This is a genomic window from Acinetobacter sp. M5A5_2a (genome assembly GCF_053345265.1).
In genome coordinates this window covers 58170-78988 of sequence record NZ_JBKEZV010000010.1, presented here as the reverse complement: position 1 = coordinate 78988, position 20819 = coordinate 58170, and the positions used below count along the sequence as shown (strand labels likewise).

The 20819-nt window shown below is 39.6% G+C and carries 19 protein-coding genes and 1 riboswitch; of the genes, 7 read left to right on the top strand and 12 right to left on the bottom strand.

Annotation, left to right across the window (positions count from 1 at the left end; translation table 11 throughout):
- Nucleotides 1-91: 91 nt before the first annotated feature.
- Entirely contained in the window at nucleotides 92-2812 is a 2721-nt protein-coding gene (gene secA, locus ACLBWE_RS13945) for a preprotein translocase subunit SecA (RefSeq protein ID WP_447603587.1), read from the bottom strand.
- 407 nt (nucleotides 2813-3219) lie between these two features.
- Between secA and ACLBWE_RS13940 the strand changes: the two genes are divergently transcribed.
- From ACLBWE_RS13940 to ACLBWE_RS13930, 3 genes are all read left to right on the top strand, one after another.
- The gene (locus ACLBWE_RS13940; RefSeq protein WP_002116558.1) at nucleotides 3220-3861 is read left to right on the top strand and encodes a peroxiredoxin; all 642 of its coding nucleotides are present in this window, start codon (nucleotides 3220-3222) and stop codon (nucleotides 3859-3861) included.
- A gap of 316 nt (nucleotides 3862-4177) precedes the next feature.
- The gene (locus ACLBWE_RS13935; protein ID WP_447603584.1) at nucleotides 4178-4990 is read left to right on the top strand and encodes an MBL fold metallo-hydrolase; all 813 of its coding nucleotides are present in this window, start codon (nucleotides 4178-4180) and stop codon (nucleotides 4988-4990) included.
- On the top strand, nucleotides 4987-5568 hold the full coding sequence (locus tag ACLBWE_RS13930; RefSeq protein ID WP_035360598.1) for a dual specificity protein phosphatase family protein: 582 nt from the start codon (nucleotides 4987-4989) through the stop codon (nucleotides 5566-5568). The genes ACLBWE_RS13935 and ACLBWE_RS13930 overlap by 4 nt, the downstream gene beginning before the upstream one ends.
- A 145-nt stretch (nucleotides 5569-5713) precedes the next feature.
- Here ACLBWE_RS13930 and ACLBWE_RS13925 read toward each other — a convergent pair whose 3' ends face one another.
- From ACLBWE_RS13925 to ACLBWE_RS13900, 6 genes are all read right to left on the bottom strand, one after another.
- Nucleotides 5714-6643: a DUF6929 family protein gene (locus tag ACLBWE_RS13925; protein WP_447603582.1), complete on the bottom strand. Its 930-nt coding sequence runs from the start codon at nucleotides 6641-6643 to the stop codon at nucleotides 5714-5716.
- Between the two features lie 86 nt (nucleotides 6644-6729).
- A complete protein-coding gene (locus ACLBWE_RS13920) occupies nucleotides 6730-7785 on the bottom strand; it encodes an SPOR domain-containing protein (protein WP_348949917.1) in 1056 nt (351 codons plus the stop codon).
- Complete coding sequence (folC, locus tag ACLBWE_RS13915) at nucleotides 7776-9062, bottom strand: bifunctional tetrahydrofolate synthase/dihydrofolate synthase (RefSeq protein ID WP_447603579.1); 1287 nt, start codon at nucleotides 9060-9062, stop codon at nucleotides 7776-7778. Before folC ends, ACLBWE_RS13920 begins: the two co-directional genes overlap by 10 nt.
- Nucleotides 9059-9955, bottom strand: a complete 897-nt coding sequence (accD, locus tag ACLBWE_RS13910) for an acetyl-CoA carboxylase, carboxyltransferase subunit beta (RefSeq protein ID WP_427961318.1) — start codon at nucleotides 9953-9955, stop codon at nucleotides 9059-9061. The genes folC and accD overlap by 4 nt, the downstream gene beginning before the upstream one ends.
- Complete coding sequence (gene trpA, locus ACLBWE_RS13905; RefSeq protein WP_017392444.1) at nucleotides 9952-10755, bottom strand: tryptophan synthase subunit alpha; 804 nt, start codon at nucleotides 10753-10755, stop codon at nucleotides 9952-9954. The genes accD and trpA overlap by 4 nt, the downstream gene beginning before the upstream one ends.
- A 247-nt stretch (nucleotides 10756-11002) precedes the next feature.
- A complete protein-coding gene (locus tag ACLBWE_RS13900) occupies nucleotides 11003-12052 on the bottom strand; it encodes an AraC family transcriptional regulator (protein WP_004638919.1) in 1050 nt (349 codons plus the stop codon).
- Nucleotides 12053-12173: 121 nt separating this feature from the next.
- Here ACLBWE_RS13900 and ACLBWE_RS13895 point away from each other — a divergent pair, with 121 nt between their 5' ends.
- The gene (locus ACLBWE_RS13895) at nucleotides 12174-13049 is read left to right on the top strand and encodes a metal-dependent hydrolase (RefSeq protein ID WP_447603576.1); all 876 of its coding nucleotides are present in this window, start codon (nucleotides 12174-12176) and stop codon (nucleotides 13047-13049) included.
- A gap of 8 nt (nucleotides 13050-13057) precedes the next feature.
- Here ACLBWE_RS13895 and ACLBWE_RS13890 read toward each other — a convergent pair whose 3' ends face one another.
- From ACLBWE_RS13890 to ACLBWE_RS13875, 4 genes are read right to left on the bottom strand one after another with little or no spacing between them, the layout of a single operon-like run.
- Nucleotides 13058-14053: a DUF2804 domain-containing protein gene (locus tag ACLBWE_RS13890; RefSeq protein ID WP_447603574.1), complete on the bottom strand. Its 996-nt coding sequence runs from the start codon at nucleotides 14051-14053 to the stop codon at nucleotides 13058-13060.
- A gap of 37 nt (nucleotides 14054-14090) precedes the next feature.
- Complete coding sequence (locus ACLBWE_RS13885; protein WP_347019510.1) at nucleotides 14091-14603, bottom strand: DUF1543 domain-containing protein; 513 nt, start codon at nucleotides 14601-14603, stop codon at nucleotides 14091-14093.
- 12 nt (nucleotides 14604-14615) lie between these two features.
- On the bottom strand, nucleotides 14616-15845 hold the full coding sequence (gene trpB / locus ACLBWE_RS13880) for a tryptophan synthase subunit beta (protein WP_003655197.1): 1230 nt from the start codon (nucleotides 15843-15845) through the stop codon (nucleotides 14616-14618).
- Nucleotides 15820-16488 carry a phosphoribosylanthranilate isomerase gene (locus tag ACLBWE_RS13875; RefSeq protein WP_198079412.1) on the bottom strand — a complete coding sequence of 223 codons (669 nt, stop codon included), beginning with the start codon at nucleotides 16486-16488 and terminating at the stop codon, nucleotides 15820-15822. Before ACLBWE_RS13875 ends, trpB begins: the two co-directional genes overlap by 26 nt.
- Before the next feature lie 126 nt (nucleotides 16489-16614).
- Nucleotides 16615-16821: riboswitch (cobalamin riboswitch) on the top strand.
- A 36-nt stretch (nucleotides 16822-16857) separates the two neighbouring features.
- Between ACLBWE_RS13875 and ACLBWE_RS13870 the strand changes: the two genes are divergently transcribed.
- The 3 genes from ACLBWE_RS13870 to ACLBWE_RS13860 all read left to right on the top strand — a co-directional run bounded on the left by ACLBWE_RS13870 (nucleotide 16858) and on the right by ACLBWE_RS13860 (nucleotide 20195).
- On the top strand, nucleotides 16858-18732 hold the full coding sequence (locus ACLBWE_RS13870; RefSeq protein ID WP_447603571.1) for a TonB-dependent receptor plug domain-containing protein: 1875 nt from the start codon (nucleotides 16858-16860) through the stop codon (nucleotides 18730-18732).
- 96 nt (nucleotides 18733-18828) lie between these two features.
- On the top strand, nucleotides 18829-19407 hold the full coding sequence (locus tag ACLBWE_RS13865; protein WP_447603569.1) for a cob(I)yrinic acid a,c-diamide adenosyltransferase: 579 nt from the start codon (nucleotides 18829-18831) through the stop codon (nucleotides 19405-19407).
- A 74-nt stretch (nucleotides 19408-19481) separates the two neighbouring features.
- A complete protein-coding gene (locus ACLBWE_RS13860) occupies nucleotides 19482-20195 on the top strand; it encodes a glycerophosphodiester phosphodiesterase (protein WP_447603567.1) in 714 nt (237 codons plus the stop codon).
- A gap of 30 nt (nucleotides 20196-20225) precedes the next feature.
- Here the strand turns inward: ACLBWE_RS13860 and ACLBWE_RS13855 are convergent, their stop codons facing one another.
- Complete coding sequence (locus ACLBWE_RS13855) at nucleotides 20226-20765, bottom strand: META domain-containing protein (RefSeq protein WP_127493904.1); 540 nt, start codon at nucleotides 20763-20765, stop codon at nucleotides 20226-20228.
- Between the last annotated feature and the right edge of the window lie 54 nt (nucleotides 20766-20819).

The window sequence follows — 20819 nt, the reverse complement described above, 5'->3', positions numbered from 1 at the left end:
TTTAATGCTTAAAACTGCAAACATTATTCACAGGCTTACTACAAACGTAAAAAAAGCAGAACAATTGTTCTGCTTTTTTTGTGAAGGCAGATTAGATCTTACCGTGACACTGCTTATATTTTAATCCAGAACCACATGGGCATGGCGCATTGCGGCTTTCTGGAACAGGGAAAGTTTGCTGATCGGCAGACTCGTTCATGGTTTCTTGAGAAAGTGTAACTTCCCCTGTTAAACCATCTACATCGTCATGCTCAAAAGAAAGCTTCATCGATTCAGCTTGCTGCTGCTGTTGAGCTTCCATTTCTGCAAGTTCTTCTGGTGTTGGGATATGTACACGAGACAAATCAGTCACAACATCAGTTTTAATAATACTGAGCATATTTACAAACAGGTTGAAAGCTTCTTTCTTGTATTCCTGTTCAGGATTCTTTTGCGCATAGCCACGTAAGTGAATACCTTGACGCAAGTAATCCATTGCAGCTAAGTGATCTTTCCAATGACGATCAAGAGAGTTTAAAACGAAGTGACGTTCAAGCATTGCTGCTGATTCATCACCCATTTGAGCACGGCGTTGACGATAACGTTCAATCACTTCATCACTGATTCGCTCAACTAAACCTTCTTCATCCAGACGGCGATCTTGATCTAACCATTCCTGAATTGGCAGCTCAATGCCCAAATCAATACGTAAAGCATTCTCTAAACCTTCAACATCCCACTGGTCATGAATTGACTCAGGTGGAATAAAGTTAGCAATCACGCCTTTCATCACTTCATGATGCATTTCTTCGACGTATTCTTTTAAGGTATTTTCAGCTAACACTTCATCACGTTGTGAATAAATGATCTTACGTTGTTCATTATTCACATCATCGTATTTCAATAAGTTTTTACGAATATCAAAGTTACGAGCTTCAACTTTACGCTGAGCGTTCTCAATTGAACGACTCACCATTTTGTGTTCAATCGCTTCATTTTCTTGTAGACCCATCGCGCGCATCATTCCAACTACGCGGTCACCTGCGAAAATACGCATAAGGTCATCTTCAAGAGACAAATAGAAACGAGAAACACCAGGGTCACCCTGACGGCCCGCACGACCACGTAACTGGTTATCAATACGACGTGATTCATGGCGTTCAGAACCAATGATGTGCAAACCACCTGATTGCAATACATCTTCATGGTCTTGTTCCCATTGTGCTTTCAGACGTGCTTCATCTTCAGCAGTAGGGTTTTCAAGTTTGCCAAGTTTCGCTTTCCAGTTGCCACCCAAGATAATGTCAGTACCACGACCCGCCATGTTTGTTGCAATCGTTACTGCATTCGGGCTACCTGCCTGAGCAATAATGTCAGCTTCACGCTCATGTTGTTTTGCATTCAACACTTCGTGATGAATACCAGCTTGCATTAACTTAGAAGATAAAATTTCACTAGCTTCAATGGTCGCTGTACCAATAAGAATCGGTGCCACACCTTGCTCACGAATATTCGTAATTTCTTGAATAATCGCGTCATATTTACCATTACGGTTTAAATAAATTAAATCGTTTTGGTCATTACGTACCATTGGGCGGTGAGTTGGAATAATCACAACATCAAGGCCATAAATTTCTTTCATTTCCGCAGCTTCAGTATCAGCAGTACCTGTCATACCTGAAAGCTTTTTATATAGACGGAAATAGTTCTGGAATGTTGTGGTTGCTAAAGTCTGGTTTTCAGGCTGAATTTCCAAACCTTCTTTCGCTTCAACTGCCTGATGCAAACCTTCTGACCAACGACGGCCCGGCATTGTACGGCCAGTATGTTCATCAACAATCACGACTTCGCCATCGTGAATAATATAGTGGACATCGCGTTGGAATAAGAAATGTGCACGAATAGCGGCAGACACATGGTGAACAAGGCTTAGATTCGTTGCTGAATATAAGCTTTCACCTTCAGCCAACAAGCCCATCTGAATAAGTTCTTGCTCAACAGTTTCATAACCAATTTCGGTCATTTCAACTGAACGCTGCTTTTCATCAATCCAGAAATGTCCACCATCTGCAACTTTTTCTTCTTTTTGCGGACGTAATCTAGGGGGAATCGTATTGATTGCAGCATAAAGATGCGAAGAGTCTTCACTTTGACCAGAAATAATTAATGGTGTACGTGCTTCATCAATCAAGATTGAGTCAACTTCATCGATAATGGCATAGTGCAAGCCACGTTGTTTCTTTTCTGCTAAAGAAAACACCATGTTGTCACGTAAGTAGTCAAAACCGAATTCGTTATTGGTACCATAAGTAATATCAGCAAGATAAGCTTCCGCTTTTTCTGACGGGCCTTGCATTGAATAGATAGTACCAATAGATAAACCCAAAAATTCAAATAATGGGCGGTTCAACTCAGCATCACGCTGTGCCAAATAATCGTTCACAGTAATGACATGAACGCCTTCGCCACTTAATGCGTTTAAATAACACGCCAAAGTACCCATAAGGGTTTTACCTTCACCGGTACGCATTTCGGCAATCTTACCTTCATGTAAGGTAATACCACCAATAAGCTGAACGTCATAGTGACGCATGCCCATTACACGTTTGGCAGCTTCACGACACACTGCAAACGCTTCTGGAAGTAATTTATCTAAACTTTCGCCATTATTATAACGTTGTTTGAATTCTGGAGTTTTTGCAGATAAGTCTGCATCGCTTAAAGCTGATATCGTCGGCTCGAGCGCATTGATTTGCTCAACAATTTTGCGCATGCGTTTGAGTTCGCGCTCATTTTTTGTACCGAAGATACCTCCGATCAGACTTGCCAACATGGATAAACTCTCTAAATCTTGCTTGGTCAAATGAATAAACTTTTTCTCAGTCGTTTATTATGGTGCCAGAAATTTGAAGTACAAGGGTTTTGCACAAAACCCCTAAAAAAAATCTGATAGTTAGACGAATGGTTTTATCATTCGCCTAGTCCCCCGTAATGCGCCCTGCCCCTAAAAACGTAACATTAACGCTCATCTATTAAGCATAACTTCCGAGAAATCTAATTTAGCAAATTTACCTTAAAGTTACATTGATTAAGCACATAAAATAGTGAGTTTTAGTCATATATATTTACACTTATATAAAAAACTCATAATAAAATACAAAAACAATAATTTTAATCATAAAGATAATGCTGCATATTCATTGGATCGAATAACAAATTATGAGCAATTGAGGAACGATCATGACACTACGATTAGGAGATACAGCACCCGATTTTCAACAAGAATCGAGTGAAGGCACAATTAATTTTTATGATTTTCTAGGGGATAGTTGGGGAATTTTATTTTCACATCCAGCCGACTATACGCCCGTATGTACAACAGAGTTAGGTTACACAGCAAAATTAAAAGATGAATTTACGAAGCGTAATGTTAAAGCGATTGCTTTGTCAGTAGATGATGTAGAGTCTCATAAGGGATGGATCAATGACATTAATGAAACACAAAATACGACTGTAAATTTTCCAATCATTGCCGATAAAGACCGCAAAGTCTCTGAGCTATATGGTTTCATTCATCCAAATGCCAGTGAAACACTAACAGTTCGTTCATTAGTAATTATTGATCCGAATAAAAAAGTTCGCTTAATCATTACCTACCCTGCTTCAACAGGCCGAAATTTTAATGAAGTCTTACGTGTTGTTGACTCATTACAATTAACTGACAAGCATAAAGTAGCGACGCCAGCGAACTGGCAACAAGGTGAAGATGTCGTTATTGTGCCATCACTTAAAGATGAAGAAGAAATTAAACAGCGCTTCCCCAAAGGCTATACAGCGGTTAAGCCTTATTTACGCTTAACACCACAGCCTGAGCAAGATTAAAGCCTTTAATCGAGTGCAAGACAAACGAAGTGCGTAGGCAAGCATTTGAAAAGTTAGCTACAAGACAAACGAGACACGTAGGCAGGCATTCGAAATTTTCCTAATAAAAACTGTCAGCGACACGTACGCAACTAGTTAAAAAGTTCATAACAGGACATACGAAGCAAGTACCAAATTTTTAGAAAATCTTAAGTAAATATCACACCCTAAAAAGTCATCCAACGTGATGGCTTTTTATTTATGTATTGAATACACATGGTTTTTACTGCCCAGATCAGTTATAACTCGAAGCGATTTGGTATAAAAAATAAAAATCATGATCTATAAAATTCATCATTTAAAGTGCGGCAGCATGTGCCCAGTTTGTGCCCCACTCTTTGGACAAAAAGGCTTCCGGGCTGAAGTCGTCTGCCATTGCCTTCTGGTTGAAACCGATCGCGGCCTTGTACTTATTGATACAGGCTTTGGGCTGCAAGATTACTTACATATGAAGCAGCGACTAGGTTCATTAGTCCAACGTTTAGGCAAAATTGAGACTAACCTTGAGTTTAGTGCCATCCAGCAAATCCAAAAGCTCGGATTTAGTCCTAAGGATGTACAACATATATTTGTCACTCATCTTGATTTTGATCATGCAGGTGGAATTTCAGATTTCCCCCATGCCACAGTTCATGTTTTAGCGGCAGAATATAACGCGGCCCAACTTCCAAATCTTAAGGGTAAACTTCGCTATAGAACCAATCAATATAAAGACCATCGTTACTGGAACTTTGTTGAATATCAGCAAGGTGAAGCATGGTTTAATCTGGAAAAAGTAAAAGGCTTTCCTCTTTTTCAAGATGAAATTTTAATGGTGCCTTTATTGGGTCACTCAGCTGGTCATTGTGGCATTGCCATAAAGCAACAAAATCAATGGTTATTATTTTGTGGAGATGCGTACTACTCACACCTAGAGTTAAACCCTAAAAATAAATTAAGATCACTTAGTTTGCTGGAAAAAACATTTGCAGAAGATAATGAGAAACGTCTTGTTAATCTCAAACGCTTGCAGCATTTAGCTCAACATGAGCCAACGATTGAAATAATTTGTGCTCATGATCCTTATGAGCTTAACCGGTATCAAACATGAAAAAATTATCACTCATCACACTTGCCATCTGTATAAATTTACAGGGATGTATGCAGCATGAAAGTATTGCCCATGAGCATCGACCACAAGACTGGGGGACATTAGTCTCTCAGAGTCATAACTTTTATCAAATTAGTGGTGATGTTTTTCGCAGTGAACAACCCGATGCAACGATGGTTCCCGAGCTAAAACGCCATCAAATTGGAACTATTATTAACCTAAGGGCCAAAGCGGCAGACGATTTAGTTTTTAAAAATGAAAATTTTAATCTTGTGCATATTCCTATCAATACATGGGCAATTGACCGACAAGATCTATTAGAAGTCATGCAACAAATTAAGATTGCCAAGCAGAATAATCAACGTGTTTTATTGCACTGCTACCATGGCTCAGACCGTACAGGTGCTAGTGTTGCCATGTATCGCATTATTTTTGAAAATTGGGCAATTGATGATGCGGTTAAAGAAATGAAGGAAGGCGGTTATGGCTATCATATTATCTGGAAGAACATTGACGGCCTATTTACACCTGAAAATGTAAAATGGACTCAACAGCAACTGTCGAATTCCAGCAGTTAAAGACTGGATTACTTTTGTATTCAAACATGATTATTAGACAAATAAGTTGGCTCAATCACCAACTTATTTATTGTTTTCATTATTATCAATTACATCGAAAAATATACATTTAAAGATAGATGATCATCAAAAATATGATTTAACTTTATAATTTTCCCAAAGCGGCGTTGCTAAGTAATACCTTCAAAATTTCAGAATCACCACCATCACTGTCTGTCACTAATAAAAAGACTTCGCCATCGGATCTCGACTCGAACCAAGTAATCCCTTCAACCTTGATTGGCAGCGTCTGTCCTTTCGCATCTCGAATCAAATGAGCTGCTAAAGCTTTACCCTCAGGCGAAAACACCAAGATAAAACTTCCCAAGACAGCACCGTCATCATAGGTATTGAGTGTTTGTTCGACCGTAGCTGTAGCAACAATCAAATTTTTATCCGCTAAAAAACAAGCATCTGAAATGCCACTTGCTGAACCATCAAGCTCAGCTAAGCTCAGTTTGAGCGAATGTATAAGTGCATTTTCTAAGGATTTTCCTGCTTGAATTTTGATTAAATCAAAGACTAAAACCCCATGATGGAGATTTATGTTACCACGTTGAAAGATATAGAGATAACGATGGTCTGAACATATGGCTTCTATATTGAGATCAGCCCCACCTGTTAATTCAACCTGATGCTGCAAAAAATCATAATCAACCGCATCCAAGAAAGTTCTGACCTGGTCATTGGCAGGGTTATAGAGTAATGCTCGTTTTCGATTTTCTGTAGAACCCGAGCCCATCACCAAAAGCTGTGATTGTCCGTTCCAACTTATGGAGGTTAAAGCTTCAAAATCAGGCTTCTGTTCTTTGCTTAATGTACTTAGCGGTATTTGCTCTGAAGGATCAAATAATGGAATTTTTTCAAAGACCGTTGCATCGGCCATGTTCTGGGTTCGATTGATTCTTAATAAATAAGGGAGATTATCACCAACAAAATAAACATCATCCCCCACACAAGCAACTCCAGACAGTGCGCTAATCACTGAATCTTGTGCAAAAACAAATCGTTCTAATATTTGGATCGTTGTATTCATCTTCAAAATCCCCTATTGAATGGAACACTCCTCACAAGAATAAAGCCTTTGAGTGTTCCTGATTTGATTTAGGGGATGATCAGCCGTTATCGCTGATCAAGCGGCACCCAGTCAATTACCCAAGCTGATTTCATATTTAAGCTTGAATCAGAAGTAATTTTCTTACGGGCTGCATCTGCTGTATCACGGTCTTTCGCTGGTCCAACCATAATACGGATTCCTTTACTGGTTTGGCTCGTAGTTACCTTGTAGCCTTTAGCTCGTAATTTAGAAACAACTGAATCTGCATTTGCTTGGTTAGCAGCCAATGCAACTTGCACCATCCACTTTTTATCACCATTTTCCAGCAGTTCACGCGCTTTTTCAGCATCAGCTTTTTTATCAGCTTCAGCTTTGCGTTTAGCATCTGATGCTTTCTTATCTGCTTCTGTTTTGTGTTTTGCTTCAGCTGCTTTCTTGTCAGCTTCTGCCTGACGTTTTGCTTCAGCTGCTTTCTTATCTGCTTCTGCCTGACGTTTTGCTTCAGCTGCTTTCTTATCAGCTTCTGCTTGGCGTTTAGCATCTGATGCTTTCTTATCAGCTTCTGCTTGGCGTTTTGCTTCAGCTGCTTTCTTGTCAGCTTCTGCTTGTCGCTTGGCATCAGCCGCTTTTTTATCTGCTTCTGCTTTTGCACTATCTACAGATTTTTTATTCACATCAGTTTGTGGACTTTTTACTTTACCATCGCTGCCGACAACTTCCGGTGGAATATTGTCTGAACTTTCTTGAGCAGCTGTACGACGTGCATTAATCGCAGCATATTCGGCAGCCGCTTTACGAGCAGCATCGGCTTCAGCTTGCTGCTGCATTGCTAAAAACTCAGCTGCACGTGCTTCCTGTTCTGCAACAGCCTTTTCACGCGAACGACGTTGTTCTTCTAGCAAACGCTTTTCTGTTGCAACATCAACCGCTAGAGGTTGTAGTTGTACCATTTGTCCTTCGGTTGCTTGCTTTGGCTTAGTTTGAGTTTTTGGTGATGTGGATGGTTGAACTTCAACCTGCTTTATTTCTTCATTTCCTTTTAGAAGTAATGCTGCCAATAAAACACCACCACCCAGTAAAACAACACCACCCATCCAGCGTTGTTTGTTATTCATTGACATTCTTCCAAATACTCCCAAATCGCTTCTAAAGTATGAAACGAACCACAGGCCAAAATCAGCTGATTGTTATTTGTTTGCTCAAGCGCTGATTTAAATGCCTCTTTGATATTGCCATATTGTTGTACTGTCTGACCTTGCAAGGCATCATTGAGTTGCTGAATCGATGCAGCACGCGGCACATTCAACTCAGCAATTTTCCAATGTAAAACAGTAGGTTTCAATAATTCGACTACTGATTTTATATCTTTATCTGCCAGCATTGAAAATACTGCGACAACTTCTGTGTACTGTTTATTGTATTCTAAGAAATTTCGCAATTGCTTTAACAAAAATTCAACACCATGTGGATTGTGTCCGGCATCAAAAATTACCGTTTTCCCTTCCACTTGACGCTGTTCAAAACGCCCGGCTAGGCGTGCAGCTTGAATACCTTTTTCTAAAGCAGACTGAGAAATTTCAAGTCCGCTATTTAAAATGGCTGCAACCGCCCCCGCAATATTTTCGATGGCTAAATGGCCTAAAGGAAGCTTTAAAGTGGTTCCTTCTGAAGCAAAGTACCAGTTTTGCCCATCATCGGCGAGTTTATAAAAATAATCACGATTAACGGTATATAAAATTGCTTGTGTGCTTTCTGCTTTATCTTGAATTGCTTGAGGTAGAAGTTGTTCGCCAGCAAAGACAACCGGAATGTGTGGACGAATAATACCTGCTTTTTCAAAAGCAATTTTTTCAATGGTATCGCCTAACCAATCGGTATGATCTAGGCCAATATTAGTAATAATCGCAACATTGGGATCAATTACATTAACAACATCTAAGCGCCCGCCCAAACCGACTTCGAGCACCCATACATCGCATTGTTGTTGCTTAAAAATGACAAAAGCAGCCAAAGTGGTTGCTTCAAAAAAAGATAAGCTTAAATCACAATCGCGACGAGCCTGATCGACTTGAACAAAAGCATCAATCAGACTTTGATCATCGACTTCGACTCCACCTAATTTGACTCGTTCATTAAAGCGATAGATATGGGGTGACTGATATAACCCAACTTTATAACCCTGCTCATTTAATATAGCAGCTAGTGTAGTTGTAGTTGAGCCTTTACCATTCGTTCCGGCTACTGTAAAAACTTTAGCAGTAGGCTGAGTTACGCCCAGCTTTTCTGCCACAGGAATTACACGTTCCAGACCAAGATCTATCCCTGTAACGTGAACATGGCTCCAATAATTGAGCCATGTATCTAAAGAGTCTATTGAAAGTGGAGCTTGTTGATTCAAGGTAAGTTCATCAATTTCGATACAAGTCGAGATACAGTATCACGTAAAGCATGACGATGAACAATCTGATCGATTACGCCATGATCAAGCAAATATTCAGCACGTTGGAATGGCTCTTCCAATGTTTCACGTACAGTTTGTTCAATTACACGTTTACCTGCAAAGCCGATCATCGCTTTCGGTTCAGCAATATGAATATCACCTAACATTGCTAAAGAAGCTGTTACACCGCCATACACCGGATGTGTTAACACCACGATGTAAGGTAAGCCTGCATCTTTTAATTTTTGGATCGCCGCTGAAGTACGTGCCATTTGCATAAGTGACAACATGCCTTCTTGCATACGTGCGCCACCAGAAGCTGCGAAACAGATTAATGGTTGACGTTTTGCAATAGCAAGTTCAGCAGCCTGAACAAAACGGTCACCCACTACAGTACCCATAGAGCCGCCCATAAAGTCGAACTCAAAAGCACATGCAATCAAATCAACGCCATTTAAATTGCCTTGCATTGCAATTAAAGCTTCTGTTTCACCAGTTTTGCTTTGCGCTTCACGCATACGGTCTGGATATGGTTTGGTGTCGACAAACTTTAACGGGTCTTTCGCGCTAAACTCTTGTCCCAATTCAGTCACTACATTATCGAAGAACCAATTCAAACGATCACGAGCTTTCATTCGTAAGTGTTCATCACACTGCGGACAAACATACGCATTGAAAGAGATTGCTGTACGTGTCACTAGAGCATGACATTCAGGGCATTCAATCGTTGGCTCAGTAAATGTTGCTTTGAGAATTTGTTGTTCATTTGCGACTTCAATACCTGGAACCGGACGTTTTGTCCATGGGGTCGCAGGGCTAAGAACTTTCCCTGATTTCACTTCTTGATTCATACTAACTCATCGAGCGCTGCTCGAAGCTCCTTGACTTTATTCACCGTCTGTTCAACAGCGTCATCCGCTGCCAACGTTGCAAAATTTTTAACGAAAGCACTACCTACAATCACAGCATCAGCAACACTACCCATTGCTTTTGCTGAAGCGGCATCACTAATACCAAAACCAACACCAACTGGAATATCAGTGGCATTTTTGATTTTCTGAATACGTGCAGCAGCTTCTGCCGTATCTAGTGTTGCTGCTCCTGTTACACCCTTGAGTGAAACATAGTAGATAAATCCACTTGCCTGATTTGCCACATGTTGAATGCGCTGGTCTGTAGAAGTTGGCGCGAGCAAGAAGATTTGATCCATGTCATGTTGCTTCAACACAGCACCAAACTCTTTTGACTCTTCTGGCGGTAAATCCACCAGCAATAAGCCATCTACACCACACTGTTTCGCATGAGAAATAAACTTCTCGTAACCAATCACTTCAACCGGATTCAAATAACCCATTAAAACAACAGGTGTATCCTGATCCTGTTCACGGAACTCCTTTACCATATTAAGAGCATCTAATGTGTTAGTCCCTGCTGCAAGCGCACGTTCAGCTGCAAGCGCAATTACCGGACCATCAGCCATTGGATCTGAAAATGGTAAACCAAGCTCAATGACATCTACTCCTGCCGCAACCATTTTATGCAGTAACGGAACTGTTACTTGCGGTTGTGGATCACCCGCCATAACATAAGATACAAGCGCTTTACGTTGTTGGGACTTAAGCTTTTCAAAACGGGTGGCAAGACGTGACATAGGGTTGTGCTTTCCTTGAATTATTTAAAATTGAGGAGTTGTTTGTAGAAATACAAGAACATCGCATTTTAACGCTATTTTTTGTCCATTGAACAGGTCTAACGTTATGGCGATATTCGATTGTATGATTCATACAACCCATGGCGTACATTTATCAATATTTTGAAACTTTTCTCAATGATCAAAGCTTCCTATTTTCGAGCCATTATTAGATCGTCATCTGAATAGAGAATCGCCAAAAAAAAGATTATTTCACTGCATTTTTATTGGTTAGCTGTAATTGTCTTTTTCTTGTCAGCAAGGTTTGTCCTGTCAGATTTTTATGAGCCCGTGCAAGTGCTGACTGATCCGAATATCCCAACTGTTCAGCAATTAAAGTGAGGCTTGCATTTTGGTTGAGTAATATCTCACAACGTCTCATGCGCTCTGCATCTAAAATTAATTTAAATGAAGTGTTTAATGACTGTAGCTGGCGTTGTAAGCTTCGTACTGAAATATTCAACTCGATGGCAATATCTTCTATTTTAGGTGCTTGCTGTCTTTGCTTAAAATATTCATGCACGATCCAATGTATTTGCTGAGCTAAATCTGTTTGTATTTTACGCTGAGCTAACGCCTCTTCTGCCTGTTTCACTAAAAGTTGCATTAAGGTCGGGTCTGCATGTTGAGGGCGAATACTTAGTCCCTCACTTGCAAAAGTTAATGCATAGTAAGGTTTTCCAAATGATAATTTGCATTGAAAGAAACGCTGATAGTGCACTAACGGACCACGTGCGCTGTGCACAAACTCAACTTGTTGCAAGAGAAAATCATGCAGTGGGGCTATTTGTTTAGCAAGTTGTACCATAGCTGCCAAGGTCAATTCACAAAGTATGATATTACTGTCATCAACCAACGGCCAATACAAACGAATTTTAGAAGCATCTTGCTCAATTTGCATAGGCACGACTTGCTCACCGTCAATCACCAGACGGTGAAACTTCATGATATATTCAAGAACCTCTGCAAAGCTACCACTTCGGGATGCCATATATCCCAATACACCAAAATTGGCAGGTGTAATACAAGTCGCCATTTCCAAAGCTAAATTGGAAACTTGTAATCGAGATTCGGTCAGCTCTAAAAGCTCAAGAAAAAAAGTTAAAGGTGATTGAGCATCGATAGATGCAGATAAAATGTTTTGAACTTGGCGAACTTGAACATCTGTTAGATTTAATGCCTGCCAGTCCATCCCCTTTTCTTTTAAGTAAGTATTCCAAAGGTAAAAATAACCATTTGAAATCGTAAACTCCTGCATGGCGCATCCTTTTTTTACTGCCACCTTGTCGTAAACTGTATAAAAATTGGCAATAACTGTCAAAACAAAGCCGACCAGTCGCGACATACTAGTGAACAAGTTAGATGCGAGAAATAAAAATATGAACGCACATGTTTCTTATCAGGTCGATCCAGTGGTTCGTAAAGATCTAGATTTTCATTTAAACGAAGCACCTCGCTTTTGGTTTAATAATGATCCTTTTTTGACTCGTATGTTCGATGCACTCAGCTTAACCTTTCCAGATGGAGAGCGTTATTTTATCGAATGTGTTCGTATGTTCCGTGACAAAATTGATGATCCAGAACTACAAAGACGAGTTGTGGACTTTATTAAACAAGAAGCTCAACATGGTATTGCTCATGACAAAATGAATCAGATCATGAAAGAGCAAGGCATGCCCGTTGACCAGTTCACAACCACGCTGAAAAGGATTTTCCGTTTTGAACTGACAAAACGCTCACCTCAATACAACATTGCCATGACTGCTGCTGCCGAACATTTAACAGCCTTAATGGCAGAGACGTTTTATAGCAACAAAAAAACATTGGAAAATGCGCATCCGTATGTTCGAGCGCTGTTTGCATGGCATGCCATTGAAGAGATGGAGCATCGTGATGTTGCATTTGACGTAATGAAGCAGGTAGGTGAAGTGCCCGAGTTAACTCGTCGCTTTGTATTAGTTGCTACAACAGTATTGATGTTTGGTTTTACGCTTTATCGCACCAATGTCATGTTGAAATGTGATGGTTTTAGTTCTAAAGAAAGACTCTTGATGAGCCTTAAGGGTTTACCTTGGTTCTTTGGCAAAAATGGGACATTAACAGCTATGAAATCTCAATATTTGGATTGGTTTAAAAAAGATTTTCATCCAAGTCAGCATCCGGTAATTCGTCAATATCCTGTTTGGATTGAAACACTCGAAAAGACAAATGACCCTATTGCAGCTGGTGAGGCATTCTGGCAAGCAGGTTTATAACCTGCTTGTTACCATTTTGCGTAGTGTTGTTCTAATAAACCATATTGCTCATTGCAAGTGATGACATCATTCGTCTCACGCTCAATCGTGCCACTGATTTTAGCCTGCCACTGATTGAACTGACTTCCAATCATTCTTAAATTAATATTTTCGTATCTACACCAACCAATATGGATTTGTAGATTAAGCTTTTGATCTAAAGAACTAATTTTCCAAAGTTCATCATTTACTTTTTCAAATAAAACATCAGTTAATGGAAATAAAACTCCGTTAATCCATAAGCAATTTTCATTACCAAAACTTTCATTAACACCAGAAGCTAAATTTAGGCCAATACGTCTGCCTTGTTCATCCCAAAAATTACATGAAAGCCAAAACCAAGCTGTTTCAGGTCGCAAAAAACCACAGGTATCATCTAAAGATGCAAAAGTCTTTTCATCAAATTGTACAACTTGGTTTTGTTTATTAATAAACATCCCTTCTACACCCAGCGTCGTCTGCTTTTGAGTATAGGTCCAACCGTTGATGCCAGTTGGTGTACACAAACTTAATATATCGGTGCCAGCACAAAAAATCCGAGCACTGAGTTTAATCTCACCATATTTAGTGACTCGAATGTACCGCACACCATTCGCATGCTGAATATCAAATTGATAAGGCGATTTAGAAAAATAGCTTTGATTAAACAACGGCTGTTCATCAAGATAGGTTTTATGCCCTAAAGGCTGAATCGCATTCCATTCAATTACCTGCTGGGTTTCATGATCATAAATATAGAAAAAACCATGACCGACCCAGCCGATATCTGCAATTGCTAGACCAATACTATAGTGTCTATGTTGAATGCCACAAAATTTAAATTTCTTGTATTTTAATTGCTTACGCCAGCCTTTTAAGACCTTACCATAAGGGGTTTTATAAATATAATGTTGTACATGAATGGTTGATGGTACAGATTCAAAACGCCCATAACGAGGCTGTCCATTTTCTTGAATTAAATCCATTTACCCACTTCCATATGAATATTAGATTTCAAATGACCTATACCACGGTCAAATACGTATTTTCCCAAATCGTTGCAGCAAAATCGCCTTTTATTAAATGAATATAACGACCCGCCACACAATCTATCGCTAAGCAGTCATCAATATCAATGACTCGATCTGTATGTGCTTTTTGCCACTGTTGATCTATAAATTGTTTACCCAATTGTTTTGCAATAACAGCATTGGGCGCAACAACAAACTCATACCGATGGAGCTCACCGAACTCATGAGCATTATATCCACCCAGATTAATTAAATATAACTTTAAGTCATCTGGTTTTGGTGCTGCGTCAGTAAAATGAATTTGATAATTTTGCTCTTGAGATTTTAGTCCCGAAAGCTTAGCCCAAGCATCAATATGTAATCCTTGAGCCTCACCAAACCAAGCCTGTTTAAGTTGAGGATAAACTTCTTCCAAAGTATCTCCTACAGCCATGACAACATCATGAACTTCTGTATTTGCGCGTGCATGACGCCCACCCAACATTACCATAAACAGACTTGGCATTTTTATTCCCGCTTACATCTCAACCATTTCTACGCCATCAATGCGTGCAACAGTCATTAAATCTTTATCACCACGGCCTGAAACGGTCGCAATAATAATCTGATCTTTAGACATAGTCGGTGCAAGCTTAGAGACATACGCCATTGCATGTGAGCTTTCAAGAGCAGGAATAATCCCTTCAATTTTGGTTAAATCACGGAAACCTTGTAAAGCCTCGGTATCATTAATCGGCACATACTCAACGCGCTTCATATCTTTCAAGAAGCTATGTTCAGGACCAACACCCGGATAATCTAACCCTGCCGAGATACTATGTGTTTCGATAATCTGGCCTTGCTCATCACTCATCAAGTAAGTGCGGTTACCATGTAACACACCAACGTGACCCGCATTTAACGGCGCAGAGTGTTTACCAGTTTCAATACCAAAACCAGCAGCTTCAACACCGTACATTTTTACATTGGCATCATTTAAGAACGGATAGAACAAGCCCATTGCATTTGAACCGCCACCAACACAAGCAACCAATGCATCTGGTAAGCGACCAGCTTGTTCCAAAATCTGTTTACGCGCTTCACGCCCAATAATTGACTGGAAATCACGTACAAGTTGTGGGTACGGATGTGGACCTGCCACCGTACCAATCACATAGTAAGTACTATCAACATTGGTTACCCAGTCACGCATCGCTTCGTTCATGGCATCTTTAAGCGTTTTTGAGCCACTTTGCACAGGCACAACTGTTGCACCCAATAAACGCATACGATAAACGTTCATCGCTTGACGCTTAACGTCTTCAGCACCCATGTAAACAACACATTCAAGGCCCAAACGTGCTGCAATTGTTGCAGTTGCAACACCGTGCTGCCCTGCACCAGTCTCGGCAATAATACGTTTTTTACCAGAAAGCTTTGCCAATAACGCCTGACCAATCGTGTTGTTTACCTTATGTGAGCCTGTATGGTTCAAGTCTTCACGTTTAAGGTAAATTTGCGCACCGCCTAACTCTTTTGACCATCGCTCAGCATAATAAAGTGGACTAGGACGACCTACATAGTAGGCGAGATCGCGGTCGAATTCTGCCAGAAACTGTTCATCATTTTTCATGCGGGAATATAGATTTTCTAAATCTTCTAATGCCGCCATTAGAGTTTCTGACACAAAACGTCCGCCATGGATACCGAAATGCCCTGCAGCATCTGGGTACTGTGTATAGTCAATCACATTGTTTTGCTGATCCACGTTGGACTCCTTGCATAAATCGTTCAATGAGTTGTTGGTCTTTTATACCTTTTGCGGACTCTACGCCTCCGCTCACATCTACTGCAAAAGCACCGGTAGTATGAATAGCGTCAATGACATTGTCAGGGGTTAAACCACCTGCCAAGATTAATGGAATATCAAGTTTTGGGAATTTAGACCAGTCAAACTGATGTCCTGTGCCCCCTTTAAGCTCAGGATGCCACGCATCGAGCAAGACAGCACTGGCTCCAGCCGCCTGATATTTTTGAATTTCAGCAATAACATCAAGGTCAGGCTTAACCTGAATCGCTTTATACCAGCGACGCTTACAATAGCGAGCTATCTCCTGACATTGTTCTGGAGTTTCGTCGCCATGTAGTTGTAATACATCTAGGGGAACACAATCAAGTACTGACTGAATCTCAGTAGCACTTGCATTCACAAACAAACCAACAAGTTGTACATAAGGAGGAATAAATTTAACTAGTTCTTGTGCCTGCTCGAGTGTGACATGTCTTGGACTTGGTGGAAAAAATACAAAACCAATTGCATCAGCTCCAGCCGCAACTACTGACTGAACATCTTGAGGGCGAGTAATTCCACAGATTTTCGCTCGTGTACGTTTTTGGTTTGATGGGCTCATGATCTGCCTAAACTACAACCATTTCTTAAAATAAGCGCCATTGTAATGCAATTTTTGTCCCTTGCGTAAAAGTTCTCTGGGAATTGGTCCAAATGACATTGTATGAAATAAATCGCCACTTTATACTGCGTAAAATTGGAAGCAAGTGTAAGCAATTAATGCTTTAGGGAAGCTGGTGAAAGTCCTGCACTGCCCCCGCAACGGTAACAATGTAAAGCATATTTTTTAAGTCGTTCTCGACTTACACCACTGCAATGATGTGGGAAGGTGAATATGTCCATAACTTAAATATGGCGCTGAAGTCCGGAGACCTACTTGTTTCATCTATCTACCCGATCATTCACGTGGGGTGAATGTATGGAGCATGTTATGTCTAAGACTTTTCAACCTACTCGTCTGGTAGGAGCTATCGCTATTGCGATGGGGTTTTCACCTGTTATTTTTGCTGAAGATACAACGAACGCAACTCAACTTGATCTAATTGTAGTGACTGCTTCAAAAAGTGCTGAAAAAGCGAGTGAAGTTCCAGCGCGTATTTCAGTAATTTCTAAAGAAGAAATTGAAAAAAATCCTATTTCAAATTTATCTAATATCTTACAAAAAGATGCATCTATTTATATCAAACAAAATGGTGGAATTGGTCAGCTTTCAGACTTATCTTTACGGGGTGGTCAAACTGGACAAACACTTTTATTGAAAGATGGTGCCCGTCTAAATTCACAAAATAGTTTCGGTCCAGTCAATCCAGAATTTATAGATTTAACAGATGTTGATCAAATTGAAATTCTAAAAGGTCCAGCCTCAGTACAATATGGTTCAGATGCTATTAGTGGTGTAATCAACTTAATCTCAAAAAAACCAACAAAATCAGGTATAAATTTAACTGGAATTTATGGAGAGAATAATACTTATAAATCAATTATTAATGCAGGTTATGTTGATGCTTCTGGATTCTATGCCCAAGTAGGCGGACAACGTTTAGAATCGGATGGAACACGAATACTTAGCATTCAAGATAAAAATGATAAAGCTGGCTTTGATCAAAAAGGATACCATGCAAAAATAGGTTATCAGCAAAATCAGATTGATACCAGTATCTCTATTAGTGAAAATCAAGGTACCAATGTATATTATGACTCAACTTTAAATTCCAACACAGGAATACGTGATTTCAAAAATCAACTCATCAATTGGTTAGGTTCATATCAAGTCAATCCTGATATTAAACTTAATGCACGTTATTCCAATATTAAGAACACAAGTGTATCAACCGATACAGACTGGCAAACCTATAAGCTTACATCTAGTCACTATAATACTGAAACAAATGAAAGTGATCTAAACGCAGTTTGGAAATTCATGGAACACCAGAATATTTTAGCTGGTGTTACATATAGCAAGTCAGAATATGATGCATCATCTACTCCGGAAGCGATACGCAGTACGAACTCTACAGGTTATTATTTACAACACCAATATCAGAATAATGGTCTCAACACTCAAGCTGGCATACGCTTAGAAGATAATGATTGGTTTGGCACACATACTGTTGGACAAATCGCAGTACGCTATCAGCTTTTACCACTTACAAGTATCTATACCAATGTTGGTACGGCATTTAAAGCACCAACACTAGAACATTTATATGGTTCTTATGGTAGTAGCTTTTATAGTAATCCGAATCTCAAGCCAGAAAAAAGTGTCTCTTATGAAATTGGTTTAGATCAAAAACTAAACTACGGATTATCAGCTTATATTTCAGGTTATTCTACTGATGTGGAGAATTTGATTAGCTCGGGTAAGATAGATGGAAAAACAACCTACATCAATTTAAATAAAGCAAAAATTCAAGGCGGTGAAATTGGCTTAAAATGGGTACTCGACAATCTATTTGCAAATGCTGAATATGTCTACTCAAAAGCACAAAATAAAGAGACTAAATTAGATACTCCTTATCGACCACGTCAAACTTATACATTGACAGTGGGCTATGATGATGGATTGTATGGCGTCAATGCTGCTGTAGTTGCTCGCTCAAAAGCAAATACAAGCGCTGCTAATATTAAAGTTCCAGGTTATGCAACAGTTGATCTAAATGCTTTCTGGAATATCAGCTCAAATGTAAAACTTTTCACTAATATTCAGAATATTGGTGATGTAGAAAATATTGTCGTTAACGATTTCGGTTCAGAATATATCAACGGTGGCCGCCAAGCTTCTGTTGGGGTCACTTTCCGTTATTAATATCTCACTTTAATTATAAAAATATTTTCTTAACTCCAGTTTCGGGGTAATGTTCTGACCGACATTATCCCCTTTTTTATGTTCAGGATATCCATCATGGGACACCGTTTAAGCAAAATCTATACACGCACAGGCGACTCAGGTACAACAGGTTTAGGCGATGGTTCTCGTGTTGCCAAAGATGATTTACGGATTGCAGCACTTGGTGATGTCGATGAACTAAATGCCATTATTGGCGTTCTTCGAGCTCAAATCACTGCAAGTCAAGTAATAGACAAAGCAAATTGGGATAAGAGTTTGAGCTTAGTTCAACACTGGCTTTTTGACTTAGGCGGCGAGGTTTGTATTCCAAACTACAATTTACTTCAGCCTGTTTGCATTGAATTTCTTGAAAAAGAAATTGACCGTATGAATGAAAACTTACCGATGCTGAAAGAGTTTATTCTACCATCAGGCTCTTTAACTTGCAGTTATGCCCATCAGGCACGTGCTGTTTGCCGCCGTGCAGAAAGATCGCTAATGTCAGTACAAACACGCGATCAGAATATTCAAACCACGGCACTACAACTTTTAAACCGTCTGTCTGACTGGTTGTTTGTCGCATCTCGCGCTTTACAACGTGCTGAAGGTGGACAAGAAGTGCTTTGGCAAAAAAATATTAATGAGATTATTTAAAAGTAGATTAGATTAAACATGGTCTCTGCTCTTTTGAAGAGACCATCATTAAAAATAGTTGATAGAAGAAAATTATGCGCATTATTGGTCATCGTGGTGCACGCAAAGAAGCTCCTGAAAACACGCTAGGTGGTTTTCAGCACTTAAAAAATCTAGGTATTCGTGGTGTCGAATTTGATATTCGTCAGCTTCAAGATCAAGAATTAGTTGTGATCCATGATGACAACTTTTTACGTACCGCAGGAATAGATCAAATTGTTGAGCAATCTAATTTGTCTCAAGCATTATCATTTGATCATCGTCAAAACTGGCCCAATTGGCCAAACTCTGAACCAACACCTACACTTACAGGCGTTTTAAACTTACTTGATAACTTCGATCATATTGAAGTTGAAGTGAAAGCTGTAAGAGACATGGCTTTAGCAGAAAGACTCGTTCAAAAGCTTGAGACTGAATTGCAGGGTTATGAGAAAGTCGTGACCATCACAAGTTTCGACCTTCAAATTCTAACTGCTTTACGTGAGATGAATTCTCAATTTAAACGAGGCTTATTGGTTGAACTTCCAGTGGGTGCAATCGCAATTGAACTCGCTCATCAATATGGTTGTTGTCATATTGGCTGGCATGATCAACTCGCAACAGATGAAATGATTCAGCTTTCACAACAAGCAAACCTAAATATTAGTGTTTGGACAGTGAATGATGTAGAAAGAGCAAAAAAGCTACGGGATTTAGATGTACAGGGGCTAATTACAGATATTCCAACTACGATGTTACAAGCTCTGTAAATATAAAAAAGGTGGTAAAACCACCTTTTATTATTTCTTTTGTGCCTGAATCAATCGCTGACCGCTTTGGTCAAGCAAATAGAGTGTATTGCCTACCAACTGAAATTTTTGAATACGCTGTAAAGAATCAATCAACTCTGCTTCTTGAGCCAACGCACCATCACAACTTGAATGTCCTGCATTGACCTGCATATCAAGCTTCTGTTGACTGAAATCAAAAGTATATCGACCAAAAACGCCATTACAGCCCGTATGACCTGATACTGTTTTGACAGCAGAATTTAAAGAAAGAACTGGCCATTGGTTAAAAAACTTAGCCTTGTGCCCATTAATCTGGGTAATTTGCCAATCAATATCTTGAATGCCATCAGGACTTACTCTCTTTTTTACTACAGGAGGTTGTACGCGATGGACTGGTTTTACTTGAGCTTTCTGGCCTTTCTGAATATTTTGTTGTGGGGTACTTTGACATGCAGCTAATACAAGACTGATCGTGATCAAAATAGACTGCAATGATAATTTTCTTGCAATATCAATGTTGTTCTTTTTTTTCAATCGTTGTACGTTCATTAAACAACTTCTCCTACTTGAAAAACTCTGTGACATAGTTTAAATCTGTTACCG

What these genes read in the sequence shown, in the direction of transcription:
- ACLBWE_RS13940 (WP_002116558.1), top strand. Translation starts at nt 3,220, where the DNA reads ATGACACTACGATTAGGAGATACAGCACCCGATTTTCAACAAGAATCG.
- ACLBWE_RS13865 (WP_447603569.1), top strand. Translation starts at nt 18,829, where the DNA reads ATGGGACACCGTTTAAGCAAAATCTATACACGCACAGGCGACTCAGGT.
- trpA (WP_017392444.1), bottom strand. Translation starts at nt 10,755, where the DNA reads ATGTCACGTCTTGCCACCCGTTTTGAAAAGCTTAAGTCCCAACAACGT.
- ACLBWE_RS13890 (WP_447603574.1), bottom strand. Translation starts at nt 14,053, where the DNA reads ATGGATTTAATTCAAGAAAATGGACAGCCTCGTTATGGGCGTTTTGAA.
- ACLBWE_RS13860 (WP_447603567.1), top strand. Translation starts at nt 19,482, where the DNA reads ATGCGCATTATTGGTCATCGTGGTGCACGCAAAGAAGCTCCTGAAAAC.
- secA (WP_447603587.1), bottom strand. Translation starts at nt 2,812, where the DNA reads ATGTTGGCAAGTCTGATCGGAGGTATCTTCGGTACAAAAAATGAGCGC.
- ACLBWE_RS13895 (WP_447603576.1), top strand. Translation starts at nt 12,174, where the DNA reads ATGAACGCACATGTTTCTTATCAGGTCGATCCAGTGGTTCGTAAAGAT.
- accD (WP_427961318.1), bottom strand. Translation starts at nt 9,955, where the DNA reads ATGAATCAAGAAGTGAAATCAGGGAAAGTTCTTAGCCCTGCGACCCCA.
- ACLBWE_RS13875 (WP_198079412.1), bottom strand. Translation starts at nt 16,488, where the DNA reads ATGAGCCCATCAAACCAAAAACGTACACGAGCGAAAATCTGTGGAATT.
- ACLBWE_RS13855 (WP_127493904.1), bottom strand. Translation starts at nt 20,765, where the DNA reads ATGAACGTACAACGATTGAAAAAAAAGAACAACATTGATATTGCAAGA.
- ACLBWE_RS13870 (WP_447603571.1), top strand. Translation starts at nt 16,858, where the DNA reads ATGTCTAAGACTTTTCAACCTACTCGTCTGGTAGGAGCTATCGCTATT.
- ACLBWE_RS13920 (WP_348949917.1), bottom strand. Translation starts at nt 7,785, where the DNA reads ATGTCAATGAATAACAAACAACGCTGGATGGGTGGTGTTGTTTTACTG.
- ACLBWE_RS13925 (WP_447603582.1), bottom strand. Translation starts at nt 6,643, where the DNA reads ATGAATACAACGATCCAAATATTAGAACGATTTGTTTTTGCACAAGAT.
- ACLBWE_RS13885 (WP_347019510.1), bottom strand. Translation starts at nt 14,603, where the DNA reads ATGCCAAGTCTGTTTATGGTAATGTTGGGTGGGCGTCATGCACGCGCA.
- ACLBWE_RS13930 (WP_035360598.1), top strand. Translation starts at nt 4,987, where the DNA reads ATGAAAAAATTATCACTCATCACACTTGCCATCTGTATAAATTTACAG.
- ACLBWE_RS13900 (WP_004638919.1), bottom strand. Translation starts at nt 12,052, where the DNA reads ATGCAGGAGTTTACGATTTCAAATGGTTATTTTTACCTTTGGAATACT.
- ACLBWE_RS13935 (WP_447603584.1), top strand. Translation starts at nt 4,178, where the DNA reads ATGATCTATAAAATTCATCATTTAAAGTGCGGCAGCATGTGCCCAGTT.